The sequence below is a fragment of the Micromonospora sp. NPDC047074 genome, from assembly GCF_040643815.1.
GTDB lineage: Bacteria > Actinomycetota > Actinomycetes > Mycobacteriales > Micromonosporaceae > Micromonospora.
Window position 1 is genome coordinate 360720 of record NZ_JBEYVB010000001.1, and the last position, 23714, is coordinate 384433.

Here is a 23714-nt window from a genome sequence, read left to right on the forward strand (position 1 = left end):
AGATAAGGCCCGACGCTTGGCAGGGGGTGAACGTAACGACGATCGTGGGCGTATGCAACAGAACCTGAAATCGACTGATATGCAGGTATCCGCATAACTGGCGAGGGCGACGGCATCGCGTGGCCGGGGCCCGAGGCGAGCACAATCCCGGGATTTCTTTCTCTTTCACCGAGAGTTCCTGGGAATGTCGAGTTCGCCAACTTAAACCCGGAGAACTCAGCTGTCCACCGCTTGCGCCACGGCGCCCTTCCTTACCCGTCACGGCGGGTGAGGCCGGAGAGGCGCATCGCGATCCGGTGCCGGGCCGGTGGGATGGCGCCCAGCAGCCGGAACAGCAGGTTCCGGGCCGGCCGGGCGGCTGGCGGCAGGGTGGCCAGCCGGGTCAGCCGCGCGGCGAAGGCCACCACCTCCTCCGCCATCGGCCGGCGCCGGGCCGCGTACCCGTCGAGCAGCCCGTCGGGCGCGCCGGCCAGCACCTCGGCGAGCGTCTCGCCGAGGTCGACCGCGTCCACGATGCCCAGGTTCATCCCCTGGCCGCCGGCTGGGCTGTGCACGTGCCCCGCATCGCCGGCGAGCAGCACCGGGCCGCTGCGGAAGGTGTCGGCGATCCGGTGGTGGATCCGGAACCGGGAACCCCAGAGCACCTCCGTCACCCGGTCGGGCCGGCGGACCAGGCCGCGCTCGTCGAGCAACGCCTGGAGGTAGGCCCGGTCCGGAGTGGCGGGCGCCTCGTCCACCGCGGCGACCAGCCGGACCGACCCGTCGGGCAGCGGCGCCCAGACCAGCGGGCCGGAACGGGCCAGGAAGAGGGACACCCGGTCACGGGGCAGGGCGCTCTCCACCCGGACGTCGGCGAGGGCGAAGGACTCCTCGCCACCGGCCTGGCCGGAGAAGCCGATCCCGGCCCGCTCCCGCACGGTGCTGTGCATGCCGTCCGCGCCGACCAGGTACCGGGCCCGGACGGTCGCGCCGCCCGCGAAGGTGGCGACCACGCCGTCCGCGTCCCGGTCCAGGCCCGTCATCGCGTACGGCCGCAGCACCGGCACGCCGAGCGCGGCCAACTCGGCGGCGAGCACCTCCTCGGTGACCGACTGGGACACCATCAGCGCGTAGGCGTGCGGGGACGGCAGCGTGTGGAACGGCACCGCGAGCAGCACCCGGTCCCGGTCGCGGACGGTGAACCCCGGCGACCGCAGCCCACGCGCGACCAGCGGGGCACCGGCACCGATCCGGTCCAGCGCCTCCAGGGTGTACGCGTGCACGACCGCGGCCCGGGAGGTCTGCGGCGGCCGGTCCAGCCGGTCCACCACGGTCACCCCGACGCCGCGCCGGGCCAGGGTCAGCGCTGCGGTCAGTCCGGTCGGGCCGGCACCCACCACCAGGACGTCCGTGCTCGTGGGCAACATCGTGAACCTCCGCCACCATCTATGCCAACGGCTGTTGGCCAACTGTTGTTGGCAACGCTAGGCCGACCGCGACTGGAATGTCAACACGTGTTGGCATACAGTCGTTGGCATGACCGAGGCCGCGCCGACCCGTACCCGCCGCTCCGACGCCACCCGGGCGGCGATCCTCCAGGCCGCCCGGGAACGCTTCGCCGCCGACGGCTACGACCGCGCGACCATCCGGGCCATCGCGGCGGACGCGCGGATCGACCCGTCGATGGTGATGCGCTACTACGGCAGCAAGGAGGGCCTATTCGCGGCGGCGGCCGAGTTCGACCTGCGGCTGCCAGAGCTGACCGCCGTACCACCCGACCAGCTCGGCGAGCGGCTGGTCCGGCACTTCGTCGACCGGTGGGAGAACGACGAGACGATGGTCGCGCTGCTGCGTACGGCCGCCACCAACCCGGCGGCGGCCGAGCGGATGCGCGGCATCTTCGCCGACCAGCTCGCCGCCGCGGTGGCCCGGGCGGTGCCCGACCCGGAAACCGCCCCCCGGCGAGCCGGGCTGGTCGCCAGCCAGATGCTCGGCCTGGCCCTGACCCGGTACGTGCTGCGGCTGCCCCCGATCGTCGACACGGACCCGGCCGAGCTGGTCGCCTGGGTCGCGCCGACCGTCCAGCGCTACCTGCGCGGCACGCCCGACGCCTGACCGCGCCGCCACGCCCAAGCTCTACGCCCGACGCCTGACTTTGCCGCCGCGCCCAACCTTTTCCGGCCCCGGTGCGTCTGCCTGGTGGGAACTGACTGCGACGGCCGGCCGGGGGAGGGCGGATGGGACCGCCGACGGGCGACGACGGGCGGGACAGCTACGTCACCTTCGTCGAATGCCACCAGCACCGGCTGCTGCGCGCGGCCTACCTGGTCTGCGGCAACCGGCACCAGGCCGAGGACCTGCTCCAGGACGCGCTGCTCAAGCTGGCCCTGCGCTGGCCCGCCGTGCGCAACGGCGATCCGGCCGCGTACGTGCGGGCGATCCTCTACCGGGACGCGGTCTCCTGGTGGCGACGCCGCCGCCGGGAGTGGCTCGCCGCGTACCCGCCGGAACGGGCGACGCAGGAGGGCGACGGCACACTGCGGCTCGCGCTGCGCGACGCCCTCGGCCACCTGCCGCCCCGGCAGCGGGCCGTCCTGGTGCTGCGCTACTTCGAGGACCTCACCGAGGCCGCCACCGCGGAGGCGCTCGGCGTCACCGTCGGCACTGTCAAGAATCGTTAGAAGCTAGGGTCGATGTTGCCGACACGAACGTCGATCTAGGGGGGACGGTTCTGATGGTACGGCGGAGCACCCGGCCTGGGGGTCGGGGCCGGTTCGACAGCAAGGACGCGTTGCTGGCTGGTGGCGCGGCGGTGCGGGCGTTGCGGTATCAGCGCGCGAGTCAGGACAAGAAGGAGCAGGGCAAGAGCGTCCACGACCAGGGCGTACTCAACCTGGCGGAGATCACGAAGCGGTCCTGGACGGACGCGGGGTCGTTCACGGACAACCATCGCTCGGCGAGTCGCCGCGCCAAGAAGGAGCGCGAGCAGTTCGAGTTGCTGATCGAGCAGATCCGGGCGGGCAAGGGCGATGTGCTGGTGGTGTGGGAGATCTCCCGCAAGGAACGTGACCTCGCGGTGTTCGTGAAGATCCGGGACATGTGTCACGAGGTCGGCCTCTACTTTTGGCTGGTCGGCGGGGTGCTGTATGACCTGCGGGACAAGAACGACCGGATGATGCTCGGTTTCCAGGCGGTGCAGGCCGAGTGGATGGCCGACTCGATCCGCGACAACGTGCTGCGCGGCATCGTCGGCGCCGCCGAAGCCGGCCGCCCACACGGAAAGATCACCTACGGGTACCGGCGGATCTACGACCAGCGCACCCGAGCGTTGCTTCGTCAGGAGCCGGACACCGAGATCCACACCGCCGTGGCGGCCGACGGAACGGTGACGCGGTACTCGCGTGAGCAGGTGGTACGGGACAACTTCCGCAAGATCGCCGAGGGCATGCCGTTGACCGCGCGGGAAGCCGAGTTGAACCGGCTCGGGATCCCCGCCTCGCAGGGCGGGATCTGGCGGCGGGGGATCCTGCGTAAGCAGGTGATGAACCCGGCCTACATCGGCAAGCGCGTCCTGCGCGGGGAGATCGTCGGCGACGGGATTTGGCCCGCCCTGGTGGACGAGGAAACCTACTGGGCGGTCGTGCGGATGCTGCAGGACCCCTCGCGCACGACGACCCGCCCCGGCCGCGCGGTGCACCTGCTGTCGTACATCGTGCGGTGCGGCGTGTGCGACGGGCCGTTGTCGTCGCAGCGGCAGAATCGGCACGGCTGGACCGGGCAGGTGTACTCCTGCCTGCACAAGCGGCACGTCGGGGTGAAGGCCGAGTTCCTCGACGAGTACGTGCAGCGCGCGGTGGTGGCGTGGCTGTCCCGCCCCGACGTCTACGACATCCTCACCGCCGCCAGCGCCAGCGACGAGGAGGTCACGCACGCCCGAGCGGAAGCGCAACGGCTGCGCGGAGAGTTGGAGGACTGGCGGAAGCTGGGTGAGGAGGGCGAGGTCACCGCGATCGCCTACGCCCGCGCCGAGAAGGGCCTGCTCGCGCAAATCGCCGAATACGAACAACGCGCCGCCGACGCCGGCATCCCCGCCGTGCTACGCGGACGCATCGGCAACCAGGCCGTGACAGCGTGGCAAGAACTCGACGGCGACATCCCCGTCAAACGCGAGATCATCCGCCTCGTCGCCGACATCAAACTACTGCGCGCCGGCTTCAAGGGCGAACACCGCACCTTCGGCCGCCACCGCGTCAACTGGACGTGGAACTTCGGCCCGCAAGACCAGCAGACGGCTTGCTGATCGGCTTGGCGGGTCGGGTCGCTACCACCGGCTTTTCCACTGAACATCTGGAATCGGATCAGGGAAGAGCCTTGCCCGCTTCAGCTTGTCAACATCAAGGTGCTTCTCATCCGGGGCCAGGGCTTCGGCCGCGCCCTTCCCATGCCGGTCAAGCCGGAGGAACTGGCGAGTGTGTGTAAAGAACCCGAACGTGTGATCTCGGTTAGCCAGGACGTGGGGCGGTTCGTGGAACGCGTCCCCCAGATCGTCGACGAGTAGAATGTCATCCAGCAAGATCCATCCGAACACCTCCAGCCACCCACGCTCGTCCTCCGGTACCTCGTTGTGGAAGAACCGCCACGCCCGGTCGCAGAGCTCTGAGTCGCCTCTTACGGCCTTGTCGAAGCCGTTGCGGTGTGGCATGACGTGGGAGCACGAGTCGATGACGTCGAACGTGGTGCGGTCGGCTGAGATCCAGGCATGGTGACGCTTGATGACGAGGGCGAGCGTGTCGGGGTTCGAATGATGGCGGAACGCCGTCCACATCCAGGGCGGGTTCTCGTCGTCGAAGTCGGCTACTCGTTCTCGGAACGGATAGCCGTCAACGGTCGGGTCACGCACGAGCACCGGCTTGAACCCTCGGTGGCTACGGTCCCCGACCGCTCGGTAGACCTCACGCTTCCTGACCAAACGGCTGCGCAGCTCCGCGACCTGGCTGCGTCGGCGAACCTGGAGCGAAACCCCGAAGTACGCGAAGAGCAGATGATCGTTCTCTGGCATGAACAGCATGTCTTCGAGGTCGGCACGTCCCCACGCGAACACCTGGCGCACACCAGCCGCGCGAAGGTCGGACGCCAACGCGTCACGGGTCCGTTTGGATAGATCGCAGGGAGCCGCCAGCACGAACCCAAACGGTGGTTCTGCTGCGCCCGCGAGGGCTGCCGAGGCCACCGTCCGCGCCTTGGCGGGGCCGAACGTCTTCTCTCGCTTGCACTGGATGAACCACACCCGGTCCTCGAAACCCTCATCCTGGCCGGGTTCGGCTGAACTCACCACACCCCGCTTCCCCACCTGCGTCTGCTCGATACCGCGAATGTCGACGCCGTCGTCGGCGCCGGAGCGGCCGAGAGGCTCAAGGCGGACCCAGTCTCGAAACCCGTACGCGAGTTGCCGCACCAGATCCTCGAACCGGTGCGGCTCAAGATCCTCAAAGTGCAGTTGGCCGACAGTCCGGCTCGGGCGAGGCTTCACCAGCTCATCCTTCCGCGTCGGTATGACAACTCCTACCGCGACCTCACCCAACCGAGCGAAAGGCTGGCAGCCGGTCGCCACTAGCGTGATCCGCCGCCAGTTCAACGTCGAGCAGGAGACCAGACAGGGATGGATCGACGACGCCCCGGCCCGGCGTCACTGAGCGCCCGGGAAGCGCACCGGTGCCGACGGCTTTCGGTTGAGGGCCGGCGTGAAACGGCTACGAGTCAGCGCTGGTCAGCTCCGCCCTCATGGCACCGCCAACCCGGCGACGGCGCGGCACAACGCCTCGATATCGGTGATGGCCCGACGGCAGAGTTCCTCATTGATCGTGAGGCGCTGACGCGATGCTGAAGGGAATGTCGCGGAAGTACTCACGGCTGGCGGGCGTGCGGCTTCCGATCTTGGTGAGGTTCGCGATCAACTGCTGCTCTGCCCAGTGGGCACTTTTCCATTCGTCGGAGACCCAACGACGTGCGATCGTGAGCCCGTAGCGACCGCAGTCTCGCGCGTGACGCTCATTGCGCGCGCGAGGGTCGGTCCAGCGGCCCATCTTGACGACGCCGTTGTCGAACTGCAGGACGTAGAGGTGCTCTTTGCCCGTGCGCATTGATGCTGACCGGCTTCTCGTCACGGGCGGGGAGTGTAGCGGCTGCCTCTGACAGCGGCCGGCAAGGACCGACTGTCATCGCCGCTTCACGTTTCTCGCTACCTGCGCAGCGGGCCTCTGCGCGCCGTCGCGGCACCATAGCCGCAGGAGGGTGGCCGGTCATTGGCCAGGGACTCATACCAGGGGTTGAGTCATCGTCTCTCACGCGGGCGTCCACATCTAGAGATCGGCGTCCCGATATGCGGTCGCCCCTCGGAGAATTTTTGCCGTCATTTCACGGACGCGCACGGACCAGCGCGGACGCGGCCGACATTTACAGCATTCAGTCGGACTGGTAGCAAGAGTTGGCGGCTGATCTGTTGGAATTGATGGTTGACTCCACCGGTATCCCGGGGCGTAATGGGAAGACGATCCCGCAGCGCCAGCTGGCGCGGTCGGCCACAGACGCAGCGGGCAGGCACCCCCACTATGGGGGTGCCTGCCGTTGCTGGTGCCGACGCTGCCGGAGTGCGTCGAGTGTTGGGAGGCCCCATGAAGGATCACCTGTCGGCGAGTTGAGCCGCCGCACCACCTGAGCGCCTTTGGGCTGTCCGGTGGTGGCTCCACACATCTACGTGGCGCGGCTTGGCCGTCTGCCCTGTGTCCACGCTGTTACCGAGGCCTGCTGTGCGGGTCGCGGTGACGCCTACTTGCCCTGGTGCCTGCCCCTCGTGGGGTCTGGCGTGTTCGTTGACTCGACCATAGTGACTTTGCCGTCCCCCGCTGCTTGAAGGGGTCCGCCCGGCCGGGCGTCACCCGGCAGGGTCGCGCCTGCCCGTCACCGATTGGGCAGGCGCGACCGGGCGACCCCCCTTTGTACCGCGCCTGGAACCTACAACCGCAATCCCTGGAGAAGACCTGTGACTTCACTCAACATCATCTCTCTGGACCTGGCGGTCGCGACCGCCGCGACCGTCCTTCCGGTCCGCCTCGGAGGGGTGACGGCCTATGCGGTGTCACCCGGACCGGCCTGTCGAAGGCGGTGGGCCTTTGGCAGCGCGTGAACGACGTAGCCGCGACTCGCCCGATGAGGCGGGGTCGGGCGGCAGCGGCTGGAAGATCGGGCACAGGTGGCGATCATGCTCCTGATCGGCGCGGCGGCCGGAGCGGCGTCTTTCACCCACGTGCATGACGTCGCCGCCGCGCACGGCCAACCGGGCTGGCTGGCCTGGGCCGACGCGATCGTCCTTGAGCTGACCTCGATCGCCGCTGGTCTGGAGTTGCGCCGCAACCGGCGCCTGGGCAAGAGCGTCGCTTTCCCCGCCACCATGCTCACCGCGGCGGTGCTGCTGTCACTTGCCGCGCAGGTCGTCGAGGCCGAGGCATCGCTGATCGGCTGGATCGCCGCTGCCCTGCCCGCGCTCGGCTTCCTCGCGATGGTGAAGATCGCCCTCAGCCGCGCCGACCCCGCCCCATCTCACCGGGCCGTCCGCCCCGCACGGACGGAGCCCGGACCACGCCCGACCGTCCACCCTGCTGTCCCGGACAACCACCCGCCGATGCCCGTCGCCGCTGGCGCGGTCCGGGACCACACGGCCACAGTCCCCGCCGTCACGGACCACCCTTCGACGGTCCCGGACCGCCCGGACCGCCAGCCGGCGTCCGACGATGACAGTCCGGAAGTCGCCGCGCTGGTCCCGGCTGCCCGGACCGCCGCCCACACCGTCACCGCTGAAGGGACACCACTGTCCCGCAAAGCCCTCGCCCGACAGCTCCGCGCCGACGGACACCAGTTGTCCAACGCCACCGCCTCAGCGCTCGTGCGCGTCCTGCGTGCCGAAGGCATCTCATCGGCACCAGATCTGTCACCGGGGGAGGCCGCGTGACCGCACGTCTGTCTGCGGCTTCTGTCAGAGCGAACCCGCCGCTGTCAATGCACCGCCCGCGTCTGTCAGCAGTCCCACGAGCTGACAGGCGCTGACCGGACCTGTCCACCTCGCTCCCGCCCGCGCAGCGAGCGCACCCGACTCACCCCACACGCATCCCTGAGCATGGAGCACGAACGATGATCACCCCGCACCGCAAAACTCACCCGCATCGCCGGTCCTGTCGCCGGCCCGCCCCACACCCGCTCTATGCACGCCGTGACACCGGATCCGGTGTGCCCGACCGCGTCGGAGTCAGCGTCGACCCCCGTTGCACCGTCCGCCTTGAACCTGACCCCCGAACCGACCCCCCGCAGCCACTCACAGCCCAGGTCAACCCCCCTGTCAGCGGCGCGATACCGCTCCAGACAGACCCTCAAGTCTCAGGTCTCCCCCCGGGGGCCACCCATGCGTAACCGCCTTCCGTCTGCAGATCCGCTGCTCCGCCTACAGGCCAGCATCACCGCCCGTGACGACCAGCTCCTCGGCTGGCTCTACGACCACGGAGTCCTCACCACCGATCAGATCGCCACCGCCCTGTTCCCGTCCCTGGACTTCGCCCAACGGCGGCTACGCCGCCTCACCGTCCTGCGCGCTGTGGACCGGTTCCGGCCCAACAAGGCCGACGGCGGCTCCTACCCGTACCACTACGTCCTGGACCAACTCGGCTACGACCACGTCCACGCCCAACGCGGACTCGGAGCGCCCCGCCGGGACCAAGCCCGCCGCCGCAAACAGTCCCTCACCCGCCGCCCGGACCTGCCACACCTACTCGGCGGCAACCAGGTCTTCATCGACCTCGCCGCCCACGCGCGCATTCACCTCAACAACCACCTGGACCGCTGGCAGCCCGCCGCCGCCTTCCACGACCCGGGCGTGTTCTACCGCGAAGGCGGCAACCCCGAGATGATGGTCCACGGACCGACAGGACTACCCCGCCCCGACGGCGCCGGCGTCTGGACCGAGCACGGGCGGTCCGTGCCGTTCTTCATCGAGTACGACACTGGCCTCGAACGCCTCGACATCCTCACCGAGAAGATCGCCAAGTACGAACGGGTGTACGCGATGAGCACCTGGGCGTGGCCGGTCCTGTTCCACCTACCCTCCGCCCGACGCGAGACGAACCTGCACCACCGCCTTGCCGAGGCCAGGCCAAGGGCGGTCATCGCCACCACCACCGCCGGACTTCGCACCGCACTCGGCGCTAGCCCTGCCGAACAGGTGTGGCAGCTCATCGGCCGCAGCGCCGGCCGTCACCGCCTCATAGACCTGCCCTACACCGACCCCCACCACGACGACGAGTACGACAACGCCCCCTACTCCGACCATGAAGACGCGCGCTCACACCAGCAACTCGACCTGTGAGTTCCTGTGACTGGCGGTGTCTCTACTTCCTCGGCCACCGGAGTCACAGTCCGTCGCCTTTGACCGCTGCCTTCCTCCCGACGGAGCGGTCCGGCGATCTTCAGCGAGTTCCTACATCCCAAGGAGTTGCCCATGGCCCCATATGTCGACCTCACGCCACGAGCCGTCCTGGGAGGGACATGGCCACACGCCGTGACCAGACATCACGCGCGAGCACATCACACCCGTCGCCGACGACCGCGCCCACGCGGAAGGCCGTTGGCGAGGCCCCGACAGCTGTTCCCGACGCCGACACTCCAATTCTGCCGGGGACGCTGTCGATGGCCCACTACCTGACCGACCCACAGACCGAAGCGGAGATTCAAGCCCTCGCCGCCGAAGCCGACCTCCCCACCATCGACCAAGCCGCCACACTCGCCCGCCTGCTCCGCCTGCACCACCCCGCTGCACCCGCCGCGTGACCGCCGTCCGCTCCCGCCGCCTAATCCTGCGCAGCCAACGGCCGGGGGTGGGTACCGATGCCCGACCCAGACGACGACATCGGCCTCCCACCTCCCGGCCGCCTGCCTGAACCGTCCGTTACGGCCAGACATCGCACAACACTCTTCGGTCTGTTCCGCTGGCGACAAGCAGACGGACCCGTGGCTGATTACCGGGGTGCGGCGACCGGCGCGGCCGACATCACGATCCGAGCTTGACGGTGGCGTAGGGCTCCCAGACATACATGCCTTCGTCGCGGTTGAGAACGATGAGCTGGCATGCGTCGATGACGGCGTCCGCGCCGAGCTGCGGCGCGTCCTCCAGAGCCTCGATCAGCGGTGCCGCAGGAGCGTCGGTGTTGGTGTAAGCCAGGCTGAGGTGAGGGTTGTACGGCTCCGCGGCTTCCGGAACCCGGTCGGGCCCCCAGACATCTGCGATCGCGGCGCGGATCGCGGCTCGTAGCTGTCGCACGGGTTCGACCGGGTCGACGGCGATCTGGATGGACTCGGGGTCGACGTGAGGCGCGCCGATGGTGAGCTGGAAGGGTGCGAGCTGGGCGCAGTGGTCCTGTGCTGCGGCGACGATGGCGTCGACGTCCTCGACGGGAACGTCCTGGACGAAGCCGATGCCCTGCATGGTGAGGTGGAGCCATCGGTTCGGGATGACGTCGAGGCTCGGGTGCGGTGAGAGCAGGGAGCGGTACTGGTCAGCGAGTTCGTCGACCTCGGGTTGTCCGTCGAAGGTGATGTGCCAGGTGTAGAAGCGGGAGCCGACTCCCCAGCCCGGGCGCCAGTACCAGTGGTTGCGGATGCTGCTGCTGTGCGGAACTGCCATCGGTTCTCCAAGTCATCATGGGAGCTGGCGGGCGGCGCTGGCGGCGCAGAACTCGGTTATCGCTGCTTGAACAGTGCGGGCCTCGATGCTCGTCCGCAGCGCCGGATCGCCGGCGAGGGCTCGGCCGACGTCACGCAGGCGATGAACCAACGGGTCGAGTCGCTGTTCGGGCGGCAGTGCCAGTACCGGGGACAGGATCGAGACCGCGCCGTCGAGGCTGCCGGCGTTGAGGTGTGCCGAGGCGGCCCAGATGCGGATCTGCGCGAGCGTGCCGTATGCGATCGAGGGATCGATGGCGGCTTGCGCGAGAGCGCGTTCGGCGTGCTGGATGGCGCTGGCGGGGTCGCCGATCCGGAACAGCACAGACCCGGCGTAGTTGTGCTGGCGCACCATCCCGCAGGCCAGAAGTCCACCTACCGGATCGCCGGTGACGTGTTCTCGGGCCTCGTCGGCCCGTCGCAGCGCCGAGCGGGCCGGTTCGGCAGCGCCGATCTCCGCCCAGGCGTCCGCTTCTTGGCAGGCCAACATGACTGCCGCGCTGCCCTCGGTGGCGTAGCTCAGACCCCGGGCGGCGGCGTTCGCCGCGTCCTCGAAGCGCCTCTCCCAAAGATGGATCTTGCTGATTGTGGACAGGACCCAGGCGCGGAGCGTGTTGTCGCGGACGGTCTCGGCGCACATCCACGCGGTGCGTGCCTGAGACTCCGCCGCAGCGGGATGACCAAGGTCGCCCGCCATCCAGGCGAGCAGGCTGCAGAGGTATCCCGCCCATCGGTAGAGCTCCCGCGACTGGTCGGGGTTCTGGTGACCTGTCTGCAGCAGTCGGAAGACACGGTCGGCCAGTAGGCCCGCTCGGGCGTAGACGACAACCGGCGGCTCGGTCAGATAGTCGGTGGCGATCCTGCGGGTGGAGGCGACGACATCCTCAAGGGTGAACGGCCCCACGTTGGATGCCTGCGCCCATGCGCCGAAGCTGGCCGTGCGTTCCGCCACCGCGATCACCAATTCCGTCTCGTCCTGCAATGCGCCGAGGTCCCACCGCAAAGGCTCAGCCATGGCGCCTGGCGGAGCTGAGGGTGTGACGGACCGGCTAGGCATCGGGGTCGCACTTCGACCGATCAGAACCTCTCGGTCCGCGTCCGGCATAGCGGTCAGATCGTCCAGGTCGACCAGGCAGCCCGGCTCGGCGCCGAAAACCTGGGCCAGGGCGTTCAAGGCGGCCAGGGTGGGCCGACGGCCGCCGAAGGGCCACCGCTCGTAGTCGCTGACCCGTGCACCTGTGAACGTCGCCGAACCGGTTCCGTTGGCGTTCAGCCTCTCGGCCACCGCGTCCTGAGTCCAGCCATGGGCCTGCCGGAACGCATCCCGCGGGCGTAATCCGAACCTGCGCTGCAACTCGGCGGCGATGGCTACCGGTGTCGCGCCGAAGCCGGCCAACGTCTGGCGTACGTGGTCGCGCTCGGCTTTGGTGCCGGTTGTCCTTGCCATCGCGGTCACCTCCGAACGTGCGGCCTTCCCGTCGCACGGTATCGCCCCACCCGTCAGCACCGGTACGGACGACGGCGAGGCCACCGACCCGACGGTGGGTAGTTCCTCACGGAATGATCAAACTTTCCGCAGGTCACCGGCTTGCGTGTCTGGGGGAAAAACTCACCACACCTGGGAATCCATTCACGTCCATGCGTCGGCAAGCTGAACGGACCGGATCGCCGAGCGTTCCGGATGTGGCCACTCAGAGTGATGCGCGGAGTGGCTTCGGATTAGCGCCATCGGTGGATGACCTGCTGTCGCCGGCCTCCTTGACTTCGGCCGCGTCGCGGACGCCACTGCGTTCCTTGCTGACACTTCTCGCCCGGGTGGGGATGCTTGAGATGACAACGACGAATGACCTAGCCCGCTACGGCTACCGCCAGGAACTCGCACGCCAGCTGCGGTTCCGGGACCTGGTCGCGTACGGGCTGGTGTACATGGTGCCGATCGCGCCGATGGCGATTTTCGGCAGCGTGTACGCCGGCTCCGGCGGGATGGTGGCTCTGGCGTACGCGGTCGGTGTGGTGGCGTTGGTGTTCACCGCGTTCTCGTACGCGCAGATGGTGAAGGCGTTCCCGATGTCGGGCAGCGTCTACAACTACGCGGGCCGGGGCATCAGCGCGCCGGTCGGCTTCCTGGCCGGCTGGGTGATCCTCCTCGACTACGTCCTCGTCCCGGGGCTGCTGTACCTGGTGGCGTCGGTGGCGATGCACGCCACGGTATCGGCGGTGCCGGTGTGGCTGTGGCTGCTCGGGTTCGTCGCGGTCAACACGGTCGTCAACTCGGTCGGCATCCGCATGACCGCGATGGTGACCCGGGTGATGCTCGTCGGCGAGCTGATCGTCCTGGCGATTTTCCTGACCGTCGCCGGCTGGGCGCTCGCGACCGGGAAGGGCCGGTTCAGCTGGGACGCGTTCTACAACTCCGACACGTTCACCTGGTCCCTCGTCGCGGGGGCGGTGTCGATCGCGGTGCTGTCCTTCCTCGGCTTCGACGGCATCTCCATGCTGGCGGAGGAGACCAAGGGCGGCTCCCGGCAGATCGGCCGCGCCATGGCCGCCGTCCTCGTCCTGGCGGGCGTGTTGTTCATCGCCCAGACGTGGCTGGCCGCGATGCTCGTCCCGACCCCGGCACGCTCCTCACGCAGGGGGATCCGGACGGCACCGCGTTCTACGAGGCCGCCGCTGTGGCCGGCGAGGGCTGGTTGGCGACGGTGTGCGCGGTGGCGACGGCGATCGCGTGGGGCCTGCCGAACTCGATGGTCGCCCAAGTCGCCACGTCCCGGCTGTTGTACGCGATGGCCCGAGACCGGCAACTGCCCGCGTTCCTGGCGAAGGTGTCACTTCGCCGTAACGTGCCGATCAACGCGACCCTGCTCACCGGCGCCGTTTCCCTCGCGCTCGGTCTCTACATGGCGACCCGTACGGACGGGATCACGCTGCTGTCGTCGCTGATCAACTTCGGGGCGATGGTCGCGTTTCTGGTCCTGCACGTCTCCGTGGTCGTGCATCACCTCATCCGCCGTCGCAGCGGAAACTGGTGGGCGCATCTGATCATGCCCGGGATCGGGTTCGCGATCCTCGCATTTGTGGTGGCCAACGCCAACATCGCCGCCCAACGCCTCGGCCTGGCCTGGCTCGCCCTCGGGGTTGTCGTCCTGGCCGGCCTCTACGCCACCGGCCGCCGTCCAGCGCTGTCCGGCCTGGCACCGGCCCAGCCGTCCGGGCGTGACCTGGAGCGGGTGTGACCACGATGTCTCATGGAAACCACTTCACCTACCGGCCGGCGCGTGACGAGTTGGCCTACACCTTCGGCGGCCGGATCCCGGTGGCGCACGTGCGCTCCGGTGACGTGTTCACCGTGCACACCGAGGACTGCTTCGGCGGCCGGGTGCGTGGGCCGGCGGATCTGCCGTCGCAGATGTGCGCGCTGCCGTATCTGAATCCGGTGTCGGGGCCATTCTTCGTCGAGGACGCCGAGCCCGGCGACACCCTCGCCGTGCACGTCGCCGCAATCGAACCCGCCCGCGAATGGGGCGTGTCCGCGACTTTCCCATACTTCGGGGCACTGACCTCAACCCCGCACACCGCCACCCTCCAACCACCTCTCGACGAACGCGTATGGGTCTACGACATCGACCCCGCAGCCGGGATCGTGCGGTACCGGGCGACCACCAGCGACCACACGGTCGACCTTCCGCTGGACCCGATGATCGGCACGATCGGCGTCGCCCCCGCCGCGATGGAAGCCCGCGCCACGATCGTGCCGGACTACTACGGCGGGAACCTCGACACCCCCGAACTGCGTGCGGGCACCACCCTCTACCTCGGCGTCAACGTCCACGGTGCACTCTTGGCCCTCGGCGACGGACACGCCCGCCAAGGACACGGCGAAGCCTGCGGCGTCGCGGTGGAGATCGCCACCGTCACCACCCTCGCCGTCGAAGTCATCAAGGGTGGCCCTACCACCGCCTGGCCGCGGCTGGAAACCGACACCACCCTCATGTCCGTCGGCTGCGCCCGACCGCTCGAAGACGCCTACCGCATCGCCCACCAGGACCTCACCGCCTGGACCGCCGACCTGTGCGGACTCGACGCCCTCGACGCCTACCAACTCATCTCCCAAGCCGCCCGAGCTCCGATCGGCAACGTCTGCGACCCCAACTACACGATCCTGGCTGCCATCGACAAAACCCACTTACCCCGCCCGCAGCCCTCCTACCACGACGCCCACACACGGCTACGCGCCCTAATCAGTCAGAGGCGACCATGACCGCCTCGGTACCGGAACTGCCACTGCGCGACGAGCTGTACCTACTCGCCCACAACGACGACACCGGCCAACCCCATATCCACCGCCAGGCACTGGCCCTCGGCCTCGCCGGCGCCGTCCTCATCGACCTCGTTCTCACCGGCCGCACCGCCCTGAACGGCGACACATCCGGCGTCGGGGTGCAGCGGGTCCGGCTGAACATCGACCGGCCCGTCGGCGACCTCATCGCCGACACCGCCCTCACCAGCCTCCGCCACACCCATCCAGCCCCGCCGCTACGCAATTGGATACGCGGGTTCGCCGACCACCTCTACGAACGCACCCGCGCCGGCCTACACGCCGCAGGGATCCTGCGGCACACCAGCCGCCGTCGACTCGGCGGACTCATCCGCGCCGACACCTACCTGCCCACCCACAACCGATGGCCCGTCATCGCCCGCGCCCGGCTGCGCTTCCTCGCCGACGGCCGCGAACAACCCGACAACCACACCGCCGCCCTCGCCGGACTCGTGGTCGCCCTGCACCTCACCCACCACCTCTACCTCAGCGACACCGCCACCGTTACCGCCCAACTGCGCGCCATCGCCGACCAACACCACCGACCCGTCCGCGACATCACGGCCGCCGTCGACGCCGCAGTCGGCGACCTCGCCACCGCCACATACCGCTAACCGCCCAGTAAGGACCTCTCACACCGTGATAGTCACGTCGACTGTCCCCGCTCGCCGCCTGGCGGCAAGCCTGCTCGGCGGCGTCCTGCTCGCCGGCTGCCACACCAGCACCCCGACCCACCAGACGCCCGCCCCGACCACATCCGCAGCCACCGGGAGTCGGCCCGCCATCACGCATCCGACCGTTACCGGCCCGGGCCTGACCCCGTCGCAACGGCTGACCGTCCTTGCCAACACCATCGCTGCCACACCCGGCGACGACACCACCGCCCTGCCCTACACCTACCTGCACACCCGGTCCTGGACCCGCGCCACCAACGCCATCACCCGCACCGACCTGCGCCATTGGCGCCGAGACACCGACGGCTCCGGCCGCGAGACCACTCGACGCCTACCTGACCTGCCAGGACTCGACCATCAGCCCGAAGGCGAAGAGCAGGCATTGTTCGCGCGAGCGCCCGAGACGACGACCGAGCATCTGCCCGGCGGCCTGCACCCGTACCTGCCCGAACCCCTCCTGCGCGACGCGAACACGCTCGCTGGCGCGCTCGCGCCCCCAGAACTCGCCGCCGACCCCGCGTACCCAAGGCTGCTCGTCAACGGCGTCGTCGCACACGCGACCAGCCAATACCTCAACCGGAGCCAGCGGGCCACCAGCCTGCGCATCCTGGCGACCATTCCCGGCATCACCTACCGAGGGCAGAGCACCGACATCGTCGGCCGCACCGGCCTGGCCTTCACCATCACCGCCGACGGATCGACGTCGCAGCTACTGGTCGATCCGGGAAGCGGCGAGATCCTCGCCGCGCACGAACGGCTGACCAGACGCCGGCCGGGTCTGTTCTCCCACGTCCTCATCCTCGAACGCGGCCACACCACCCACGCTGGCACCACCCTCCGGCCCTGACGGGCCCGGCAATGCCCGCCGCCCGCAGTGAACCTGCGAAGGATCAAAGGAGGTTCAACCATGCCCCTCCGTTCCGTCCGTGATTTACCAAGCGCCCCTAACCAGCAGCGTTTTCGACCGCTGCCCAGCTCCGACCTGATCACCAGTACGTTCGGTGGCCGCCCACAGGTTCTGCCAGAGGTGTGGGCGGTACCCCTTCATGCGGCATCCCGGCTCGCCTCGCACCACCGGGCGCAATGGGCGGCGGAGACAATCTCTCGCGACCCATCCGCTGACGACCACGTTGTGGCTGCCGCCAAGAGGTCGATCGACCGCCTCAACGCCACTCGTATCGCTCTGATCGGTGAGATCGACGCCTGGGTTGAGCAGGTGATCCAGCCACCGGGCGGGGCCCCTTTGCACACCGAGACGATCGGCTCCGTGATCGACCGCCTGGCCATCGCGTGGGTTCGGTGGAGGCGATTCTCGGAGACCGCTGAGCTAAACCTGCGCGATGTCGATCCTTCGCTGGCGTTCCAGCAGTTCACCGAGCTCACCGAGGCCTTCGACGTCCTTGTGCTCGACATCCATGAAGGCCGCCGCCGAATTCCTCACTGGCGAACGCTGAAGAGCTATCGGGAGCCGCGATGAGGATCGCCGTCACGCTCAACGGCGCCGACAACGTCGGCAAGACCACGAACGCCCGCTGGTTGGCGGCGGCGATGCCGGACGTCGAGTTCACCGGGACAATCGACCGGTGGGACCGGCGATGGGCCGAGGTGTCGCGACGAGACTTCAGTCAGTGGTGGTTCGTCGACAGCACCACCGACGAACACATCGACCTCGTGTTCAGCTCCCACGCCTCGCGGTGCGCCGGTGGCGGCCTCTTGGTCTTGGAGGACCGCGGTTGGCCGATGCTTGTGGCGACCTGCGCGGCGACAGCGGCGGTCAAGGACGGCATCTCCACCGCCGAGGCGCTCGCGCGAGTCGAGGCCAAAGCACGTCGTTACGCCCCCGCGCCGCGTCGCGAACTACACCTGCTGCTGCGCCACAGCGACCAGCCGGCGGCCGAGGCGCACCACGCCGTGGCACGTGAGCCTGTACCGACCACCGAGCGCTACGCCGAGTATCAGCGGCGATTGGCTGAGGCGATCGATCTTCAAGTTGACGGCGGGCAGTACCAGGGCATCGTGGTGCGGGGGGACCGCCCGCTTCTCGATGTGCAGCGTGAAATCCGTGAGGCCCTGACGCGGCTCGACGTGCCGGTCGTTCCGCTGCCGCCGGACCAGGTCCAGCACCTGTGGGTCCTCGCTGGTATGTCCGAGAGCGGAAAGAGCACGGTCGGCGAGTTGCTACGCACTGAGCACACAGCCACTCGGCTGAAGATCGGCTACCTCATGCAGCTTGCCGCCGATCGACTCGATACCGCCGATCCGTATAGCGAATGGGACGAGGTGACCCAGGCGCAGATGCTCACGGAAGAGATCCTGCGGTTCGCCGCGCTGAACCCGGGCTCGCCCCGGATCAGCCTGGAGAGCGCACACCGCTTCGACGCCACAGCACACCTCCGCAGGATCTGGGGCGAGCGCTGCGAGATCCTGTTCCTCCGCCTTCCGGACAGGCTTCGCACGCAGCGCGCCACCGAGGCCATGGAATCGCTCTCCGCCCGCGACGCGATCAAGCGAAGCCGGGGCGGAGACCGCATCGCGTCGATCGCCGACACGGTCATCGATAACGGCCGCAGCCTCGCGGCGCTGAAGAGAGCGGTCACGGAGGTTGTTCACCGCAGGTCCGGGGCCAGGGTTCCGCCGCACGGGGACACGGGCATCCCGGAGGCGCTGCAACCGGTACTCGCAGACTGCGTCGCCAGGCTGACCGATTCTGAGACCACGATCATCGCCGCCACCGGCAGCCTCGCCCATCAAGGCTGGCTACCGGGATGGAGCGACATCGACCTCCTTGTCGTACGCGACACGCTGCCGCTGGACTGGCTCCAGAACAGGCGTGTACCCCGGAGCGGGCCGGCGGGGGAGAAGATCGCACTGTCGTCGTTCACCACCCGGGAGATGCTCACCGGGGCGGTCCCGCCTCGGGTACTGCACGCGGTGCGGCAGATTGCCCACGACGGCCGCGGCCTGCTCTACCGCCGAACTGACCTCGCACTCAACGCCTTCGACGCACCGACCGACGACCGGGCCTCACGCGGCGAGCTGCCGCTCGTGGTGATGGTGCTGCGGCGACTCGCCGCGAAACCCGAACCCGATGTCCGCGATGTCTACAAGCACGTCGTGCTGATCATGAAGATCATCCTTCGTGCCGACGGGGTGGACCTCGACGGCAGCGAGGAGGTCCGCCTCGCGTTCACCACCAGCCATCCGGATGCTGAAGTCGACCTCCCGGCAGTGGTCGAGGTCAGCGGCGACCGGTGGCGACGAGACGAAACCCTCTCCCACCGGGTCCGCGGTGCCGCCGCCAAGATCCTCGCCTACCACGACACGCTCGGCCGCACGGCCGACGCTCACACCCTCCCCACGGAAGGACCAGATCTTCGATGACCGCCGCCTTTAACGAGGTTCTTCACGCCGATCGAGTGACCCGGCTCGGGGTGGGAGACACCACTCGTCCGGTCCGCGTCGTTCACGGCCTCGATGGCATCCGCACCGACGTAGCCGCTGAACAGGTACTGGCGACCGGGCGCAGCTTGTGGCAGCGATGGTGCGAGCACCCGGCGTACCGGCCGCACGATCTTCTCCTGGGCCTCGACGCCGGCGGCATCGTGCCGACGATCGCACTGGCCTGGGCCAGTGGTAGCGAGTACCGGCTCGCATGGAAAGTCAACCTCGACCTACCCGGGAAGCTCGTCTTCCACGAGCCGCATGCCCGGCGTCTTGAGGTCTTCGCCTACGGCGACTTCAAAGGACTACGCATTCTCATCGTGGACGACGAGATCACCACCGGACTCACTCTGGCCAACCTCGTCGAGGCGCTTCGCGCGGCCGGCGCCGACATCACCGGCGCGCTCTGCCTCGTCGAAGACACCGCCGGCGACGGCCGACAGCTACTCGAGCGCAACGAGGTCCCGCTGTGCGTACTGACCACGCTGTGACCCTCGTCGAGGAACCGATGCGCCACCGCGGCGGACGGTACCTCGTCCGACGTGAACAGGCGCCACTCGGCCGGCTCCTGCCGTATCGACGGGCCAAGGGCGAGACCCCACCCCGACGGGCACGCCTCGACGCGGTACGCGAAAACGGGTGGCGCGTCGACTTCGGCTCTCGCGGACTCGGCGACCTGCTGCTCGGCCTCGCCATGGCACAGGCACTTCACGACGCCACACACGAGCAGTTCGGAACCCTGGAGTACGCCGGCAGCCGGGCGGACCTGATCGCCCGGTGCACCCTTCCAGTCACGGTCACGGGCGGCGACGGGCACCAACTGGGCGTGCTCGGCAGCGGAAACGCCTCGGAGTTTCACGCGGTACCGGAATCACCTCCAACGCTGCTCGACCTCATCGACGCCGACATTGTCGAGGTCCATGCGGCCTTGCCGATGCGCTACTACCTCAACATCGAGCAAACCCTCGGCATCGGGCTTCCCGCTTCCGATGACCCATGCCCCAGGTTCCGGGCGGCCGTCGCAGCCCCGGACCCACTCCACGTGGTCTTCGTGGCCACGACGAGTCGCCCCGACCGCAAGGACTACGGCATCGACAACTTCGGTGCCCTCGCCGACCGACTGTCGACCCGCCAACCGGGCGCCTGGCGCTTCAGCCTGGTGACACCACCGGGCCACCAACCCCCGACACCCGCAGGGCAGATTGAGGTACTTCACGGCCCAACGGCGGCCGACTGCGTTGACCTCTTCGCCACCGCCGAGTTGGTGATCGGCAACGACACCGGACTGACCCATCTCGCCGCGCTCACCATCCGAACGGACGACACCCAGCCACACGTGGTCGGGCTCTACGGGCGGCACGGCTACGCCAAGTGGATCACCGGCTCACCACGCCACCACGCGGTGGCCACCCCGTTCTCGCACCTGATGTCGGTCGCCGACGCGTGTCCCGTGCGGGACCGCTACGACGACACTCTCTGGTCCACCGCGAGCGACCTCCGCGCCATCCCCGCCAAGGTCATAGCCGACTTCGCGGGGCAGTGCGCGGGCTGGTGGACTCGATGATCCGCGTCGGCCGCTACCGCCGCTTCACCATGAACCGCACCTTCCATCTCGACATCGGCGCACACCGCCTTTTCGCCAAGGTGAACCCGAACCCCGTGGAGGCTGCGGCCGAAGTCGCCGGGCACCACCGAATCCGCCATTACTACCGGCTACCGAGGCTGCATTCCCAACACCGCGTCGGGCACTGGACCCTCACCCTCTACGACCGCCACCGACCCGATCTTCCGGACACCGGCCTGCTCCTCGACGCTCTCACATCCACCGGCCCCGGTAGCACGGCCAACCTCGACCGCGGGCTCGACGCAACCTTCCGGCACTACCGCCGAACCATCGACGCGACCATCTGCCGAGTCCCCGCCTCACGCGCCAACAGCAAGCTCTACCGCGACCGGGCCCAGGCCGGCGGCAGGCTGGACCACTACTACGGCCACAACCCGATCATGCTCAAACTTACCGACGCCGACGGTCTCCGGCCCTCTGAACTGCGGGAGACCACCCTCATGGTCAACGGACAGCCCCGACGGCTCGACCTTCCTGCCCTCCTCGGCGAGCTACGCGACGCCTTGCACCCGGACGAGCAGGTCTGGGCCGCGATGACGCAGGGCGACCCCACCGACTTCAACATCGGCCTTGACGCCGACAACCAGCCCGTCTGGTTCGACTACGACACCGCAGGCATCAACGCCCTCCCCGGCGAGATTGCGTGCTTCCTCTGGTACCAGAGACTGCACGGCGCCTGGCTCGTCCCGCACTACAACACCGACGCCTACGCCGACCACAGGAAGGCCCTCGCCGACGCTGTCGAACCCACGGTACGGCTCAGAAGACTTTCCCACCGAGCCGTCGGCATCGACTACCAGCACCAACCATCGCCGGCCCGGCAGCAAGCCATCACCCGATACCTCACGACGCTCGCCCGGCCGCTCGCACTCTCCGCCGCCACGGATCTACTCACCTGGATACGCCCGTACCTCGCCATGCGGATCCTCGCGGTATACCCACTACAGCTCCTGGAACCCCGCGACGCCGCTCTGTCGCTGGGCCTACTCGCCGACCTCTACGCACCCGACGCCGACCTGGAGCAGATCCTCGGACTCACCACTCAGACGCCACCGGAGCCGCCCTCATGAGCCGCCCCACCGCCGTCATCACCGGAGCAGGCACCGGCATCGGAGCGGCCATCGCCGCCCGGCTGTCAGCCGCCTTCGACCTCGTCCTGACCCACCGATACGACGACACCAACCTCGCCGCGGTCGTCGAGGCCGCCCGCCGCCACGGCGCACAGACCCACACCGTCACCGGCAACCTGACCGCCGCTGACACCCAGACCGCACTCCGCGCCACCATCGAGCAACACGCCACCCAACTCGCAGTCCTGATCAGCAACGCCGGCGCGTACCCCCGCATCCCGTGGAGCCGGACGGACCTCAACGTCCTTCGCGACCAGCTCGAACTCAACCTCGTCACGCACGCCGCTGTCATTCGCGCCGCCACACCAGCCTTCATCGCCAACGACTACGGCCGCATCATCGTCGTCTCCTCAGTCATGACCCAGCTCGGACGCGTCGACCTCGCCGGCTACATCGCCGCGAAAAGCGGCTTGGAGGGACTCATACGCGCCCTCGCCCGCGAACTCGGCCCCCACAACATCACCGTCAACACCGTGCGGCCCGGCTCGATCGAGGTCCCCGCAGAACACAGCGTCGTACCCGACCACGACGCCATGGTCCGACGCCAGCTCGACCGACAGTGCATCAAACGACGGTCGGACGTCGCCGCCGCCATCGCCTTCCTGGCCAGCCCCGAAGCGGGATTCATCACCGGCCAAGCGATCAACGTCGACGGCGGCTGGCACCTGTCATGACGACCCTCTGGATCCGCCACGGAACCAGCCTCGACGGAATCACCCGCCCCCACGCCCATGCCCGACCCGACACACCCCTCACCGCGCGCGGCGCGGCACAGATCGCCGCCACCGCCCACGCACTCCGTGACCGCGGTGTCCGGCCCGCAATCGTGTTGACCAGCCCGCATCCGCGCGCCGCCACAAGCGCGGAGATCCTGGCCGCGCTGCTCGGCGTGCCGCTCGCCGCCCCCAACCTGCTGTACGCCGAGTGGCGCGCCCCCGATTGCGTCCTCGGCAAAGGACCTGAGGAGTACCCATCTGAGTACCAGAACTGGCGAACAAACCGGCTCCGCGACCCAGATTCGACTCTGGCCGGCGGCGAAAGTCTCACAGCGCTTTACAAACGAGCGATGGCCGCTGCGGTCCTCGGACACCCCGTCGAAGGAAACACCGCCCTGATCGTCTCGCATCGAGTGCTCATCGGCGCCGTCGCAGCGATCATCGCCGGAGCGAGCCGCCCCCAGGAGGTGTTCCAGGCCGCGCGCCGATTCACGCTCGAACCGGCAGGGATCTGGCCCGATTCAGGTTAACTCCGATAGCAACGCGTCAGCGTTCGCGAGGATGAACTCCTTCAGGGCCTCAGGCTTCAGGTCCACCTCAGGAAGGTGGTCGACGGCCACCCGGTCCAGGGCATAGCCACCACGGCCCGGATCAGTGAACTCCGCACCCGTACGGGCGCTCTCGTCTACCCGGGTGAGCCGGCAGGAGACGAAGTGCTGTACGGACACCCCATCGCCCGACGGCGAGCTGAACAAGAACACCTGGCTAAGCCGCTCTGCCTCCGCCCCCAACTCCTCCCGCAGCTCACGTCGCAGGGCTGCATCGAGGGATGCATCAGTCGGTTCAAGGCCGCCACCGGGCGCAGTCCAGTAAGGGGCTTGGCCAGGCTTCGTCCTCTTGATCAACACCAGCTGATCGCGTTCGTCCCACAGGATCGCTCGTACCGACCGACGTAGAACCTCACGCATGTAAACCCCAATCAACAGCAGCCAGGGCGCAGGCGAATCGAAGTTACACCGTGTGGCCTGCCAAGGACGAAACCTAACTTCATACCGGCGCTGTCGGCCGAGC

The 23714-nt window shown here is 68.6% G+C and carries 22 protein-coding genes and 1 pseudogene; 17 read left to right on the top strand and 6 right to left on the bottom strand.

Annotated elements, in window-relative coordinates:
• Positions 1-251: 251 nt before the first annotated feature.
• Positions 252-1406 (bottom strand): FAD-dependent oxidoreductase, encoded by a 1155-nt coding sequence (locus ABZ809_RS01760; RefSeq protein WP_357560402.1) that lies wholly within the window; start codon positions 1404-1406, stop codon positions 252-254.
• Between the two features lie 109 nt (positions 1407-1515).
• On the opposite strand from ABZ809_RS01760, the gene ABZ809_RS01765 reads away from it, so the two are divergent.
• From ABZ809_RS01765 to ABZ809_RS01775, 3 genes are all read left to right on the top strand, one after another.
• Positions 1516-2094: a TetR family transcriptional regulator gene (locus ABZ809_RS01765; RefSeq protein ID WP_357560403.1), complete on the top strand. Its 579-nt coding sequence runs from the start codon at positions 1516-1518 to the stop codon at positions 2092-2094.
• 122 nt (positions 2095-2216) lie between these two features.
• Positions 2217-2660 carry a SigE family RNA polymerase sigma factor gene (locus tag ABZ809_RS01770; RefSeq protein WP_357560404.1) on the top strand — a complete coding sequence of 148 codons (444 nt, stop codon included), beginning with the start codon at positions 2217-2219 and terminating at the stop codon, positions 2658-2660.
• A 53-nt stretch (positions 2661-2713) separates the two neighbouring features.
• Entirely contained in the window at positions 2714-4279 is a 1566-nt protein-coding gene (locus ABZ809_RS01775) for a recombinase family protein (protein WP_357560405.1), read from the top strand.
• A 21-nt stretch (positions 4280-4300) separates the two neighbouring features.
• On the opposite strand, the gene ABZ809_RS01780 is transcribed toward ABZ809_RS01775, so the two are convergent.
• Complete coding sequence (locus ABZ809_RS01780) at positions 4301-5560, bottom strand: hypothetical protein (protein ID WP_357560406.1); 1260 nt, start codon at positions 5558-5560, stop codon at positions 4301-4303.
• 271 nt (positions 5561-5831) lie between these two features.
• The gene (locus ABZ809_RS01785) at positions 5832-6143 is read right to left on the bottom strand and encodes a hypothetical protein (protein WP_357560407.1); all 312 of its coding nucleotides are present in this window, start codon (positions 6141-6143) and stop codon (positions 5832-5834) included.
• 1094 nt (positions 6144-7237) lie between these two features.
• Between ABZ809_RS01785 and ABZ809_RS01790 the strand changes: the two genes are divergently transcribed.
• From ABZ809_RS01790 to ABZ809_RS01800, 3 genes are all read left to right on the top strand, one after another.
• Positions 7238-7984 (top strand): DUF2637 domain-containing protein, encoded by a 747-nt coding sequence (locus tag ABZ809_RS01790; RefSeq protein ID WP_357560408.1) that lies wholly within the window; start codon positions 7238-7240, stop codon positions 7982-7984.
• A 447-nt stretch (positions 7985-8431) separates the two neighbouring features.
• Entirely contained in the window at positions 8432-9388 is a 957-nt protein-coding gene (locus ABZ809_RS01795) for a replication-relaxation family protein (RefSeq protein WP_357560409.1), read from the top strand.
• Between the two features lie 320 nt (positions 9389-9708).
• Positions 9709-9849, top strand: a complete 141-nt coding sequence (locus ABZ809_RS01800) for a hypothetical protein (RefSeq protein ID WP_357560410.1) — start codon at positions 9709-9711, stop codon at positions 9847-9849.
• 220 nt (positions 9850-10069) lie between these two features.
• On the opposite strand, the gene ABZ809_RS01805 is transcribed toward ABZ809_RS01800, so the two are convergent.
• Positions 10070-10702 carry a 2'-5' RNA ligase family protein gene (locus ABZ809_RS01805; RefSeq protein ID WP_357560411.1) on the bottom strand — a complete coding sequence of 211 codons (633 nt, stop codon included), beginning with the start codon at positions 10700-10702 and terminating at the stop codon, positions 10070-10072.
• Positions 10703-10717: 15 nt separating this feature from the next.
• Entirely contained in the window at positions 10718-12187 is a 1470-nt protein-coding gene (locus ABZ809_RS01810; protein ID WP_357560412.1) for a helix-turn-helix transcriptional regulator, read from the bottom strand.
• A 383-nt stretch (positions 12188-12570) separates the two neighbouring features.
• Here ABZ809_RS01810 and ABZ809_RS01815 point away from each other — a divergent pair.
• The 11 genes and pseudogenes from ABZ809_RS01815 (at position 12571) to ABZ809_RS01865 (ending at position 23173) form a co-directional block, all read left to right on the top strand.
• Positions 12571-13976: pseudogene (locus ABZ809_RS01815) on the top strand (APC family permease).
• Positions 13977-13981: 5 nt separating this feature from the next.
• Positions 13982-15001, top strand: a complete 1020-nt coding sequence (locus ABZ809_RS01820) for an acetamidase/formamidase family protein (protein ID WP_357560413.1) — start codon at positions 13982-13984, stop codon at positions 14999-15001.
• Entirely contained in the window at positions 14998-15672 is a 675-nt protein-coding gene (locus ABZ809_RS01825; protein ID WP_357560414.1) for a GPP34 family phosphoprotein, read from the top strand. The genes ABZ809_RS01820 and ABZ809_RS01825 overlap by 4 nt, the downstream gene beginning before the upstream one ends.
• Positions 15673-15697: 25 nt before the next feature.
• Positions 15698-16579: a hypothetical protein gene (locus ABZ809_RS01830; RefSeq protein WP_357560415.1), complete on the top strand. Its 882-nt coding sequence runs from the start codon at positions 15698-15700 to the stop codon at positions 16577-16579.
• Between the two features lie 60 nt (positions 16580-16639).
• Positions 16640-17209 carry a DUF4254 domain-containing protein gene (locus ABZ809_RS01835; RefSeq protein WP_357560416.1) on the top strand — a complete coding sequence of 190 codons (570 nt, stop codon included), beginning with the start codon at positions 16640-16642 and terminating at the stop codon, positions 17207-17209.
• Positions 17206-19113, top strand: coding sequence for a hypothetical protein (locus ABZ809_RS01840; RefSeq protein ID WP_357560417.1), 1908 nt, complete (start codon positions 17206-17208; stop codon positions 19111-19113). Before ABZ809_RS01835 ends, ABZ809_RS01840 begins: the two co-directional genes overlap by 4 nt.
• Positions 19110-19664 carry a phosphoribosyltransferase gene (locus tag ABZ809_RS01845; protein WP_357560418.1) on the top strand — a complete coding sequence of 185 codons (555 nt, stop codon included), beginning with the start codon at positions 19110-19112 and terminating at the stop codon, positions 19662-19664. The genes ABZ809_RS01840 and ABZ809_RS01845 overlap by 4 nt, the downstream gene beginning before the upstream one ends.
• On the top strand, positions 19661-20737 hold the full coding sequence (locus ABZ809_RS01850) for a glycosyltransferase family 9 protein (RefSeq protein ID WP_357560419.1): 1077 nt from the start codon (positions 19661-19663) through the stop codon (positions 20735-20737). Before ABZ809_RS01845 ends, ABZ809_RS01850 begins: the two co-directional genes overlap by 4 nt.
• The gene (locus ABZ809_RS01855) at positions 20734-21867 is read left to right on the top strand and encodes a hypothetical protein (protein WP_357560420.1); all 1134 of its coding nucleotides are present in this window, start codon (positions 20734-20736) and stop codon (positions 21865-21867) included. The genes ABZ809_RS01850 and ABZ809_RS01855 overlap by 4 nt, the downstream gene beginning before the upstream one ends.
• Positions 21864-22601: an SDR family oxidoreductase gene (locus tag ABZ809_RS01860; protein ID WP_357560421.1), complete on the top strand. Its 738-nt coding sequence runs from the start codon at positions 21864-21866 to the stop codon at positions 22599-22601. Before ABZ809_RS01855 ends, ABZ809_RS01860 begins: the two co-directional genes overlap by 4 nt.
• Positions 22598-23173: a histidine phosphatase family protein gene (locus tag ABZ809_RS01865; protein ID WP_357560422.1), complete on the top strand. Its 576-nt coding sequence runs from the start codon at positions 22598-22600 to the stop codon at positions 23171-23173. Before ABZ809_RS01860 ends, ABZ809_RS01865 begins: the two co-directional genes overlap by 4 nt.
• On the opposite strand, the gene ABZ809_RS01870 is transcribed toward ABZ809_RS01865, so the two are convergent.
• Positions 23165-23611, bottom strand: coding sequence for an NUDIX domain-containing protein (locus tag ABZ809_RS01870; RefSeq protein ID WP_357560423.1), 447 nt, complete (start codon positions 23609-23611; stop codon positions 23165-23167). The genes ABZ809_RS01865 and ABZ809_RS01870 overlap by 9 nt on opposite strands.
• Positions 23612-23714: the final 103 nt, after the last annotated feature.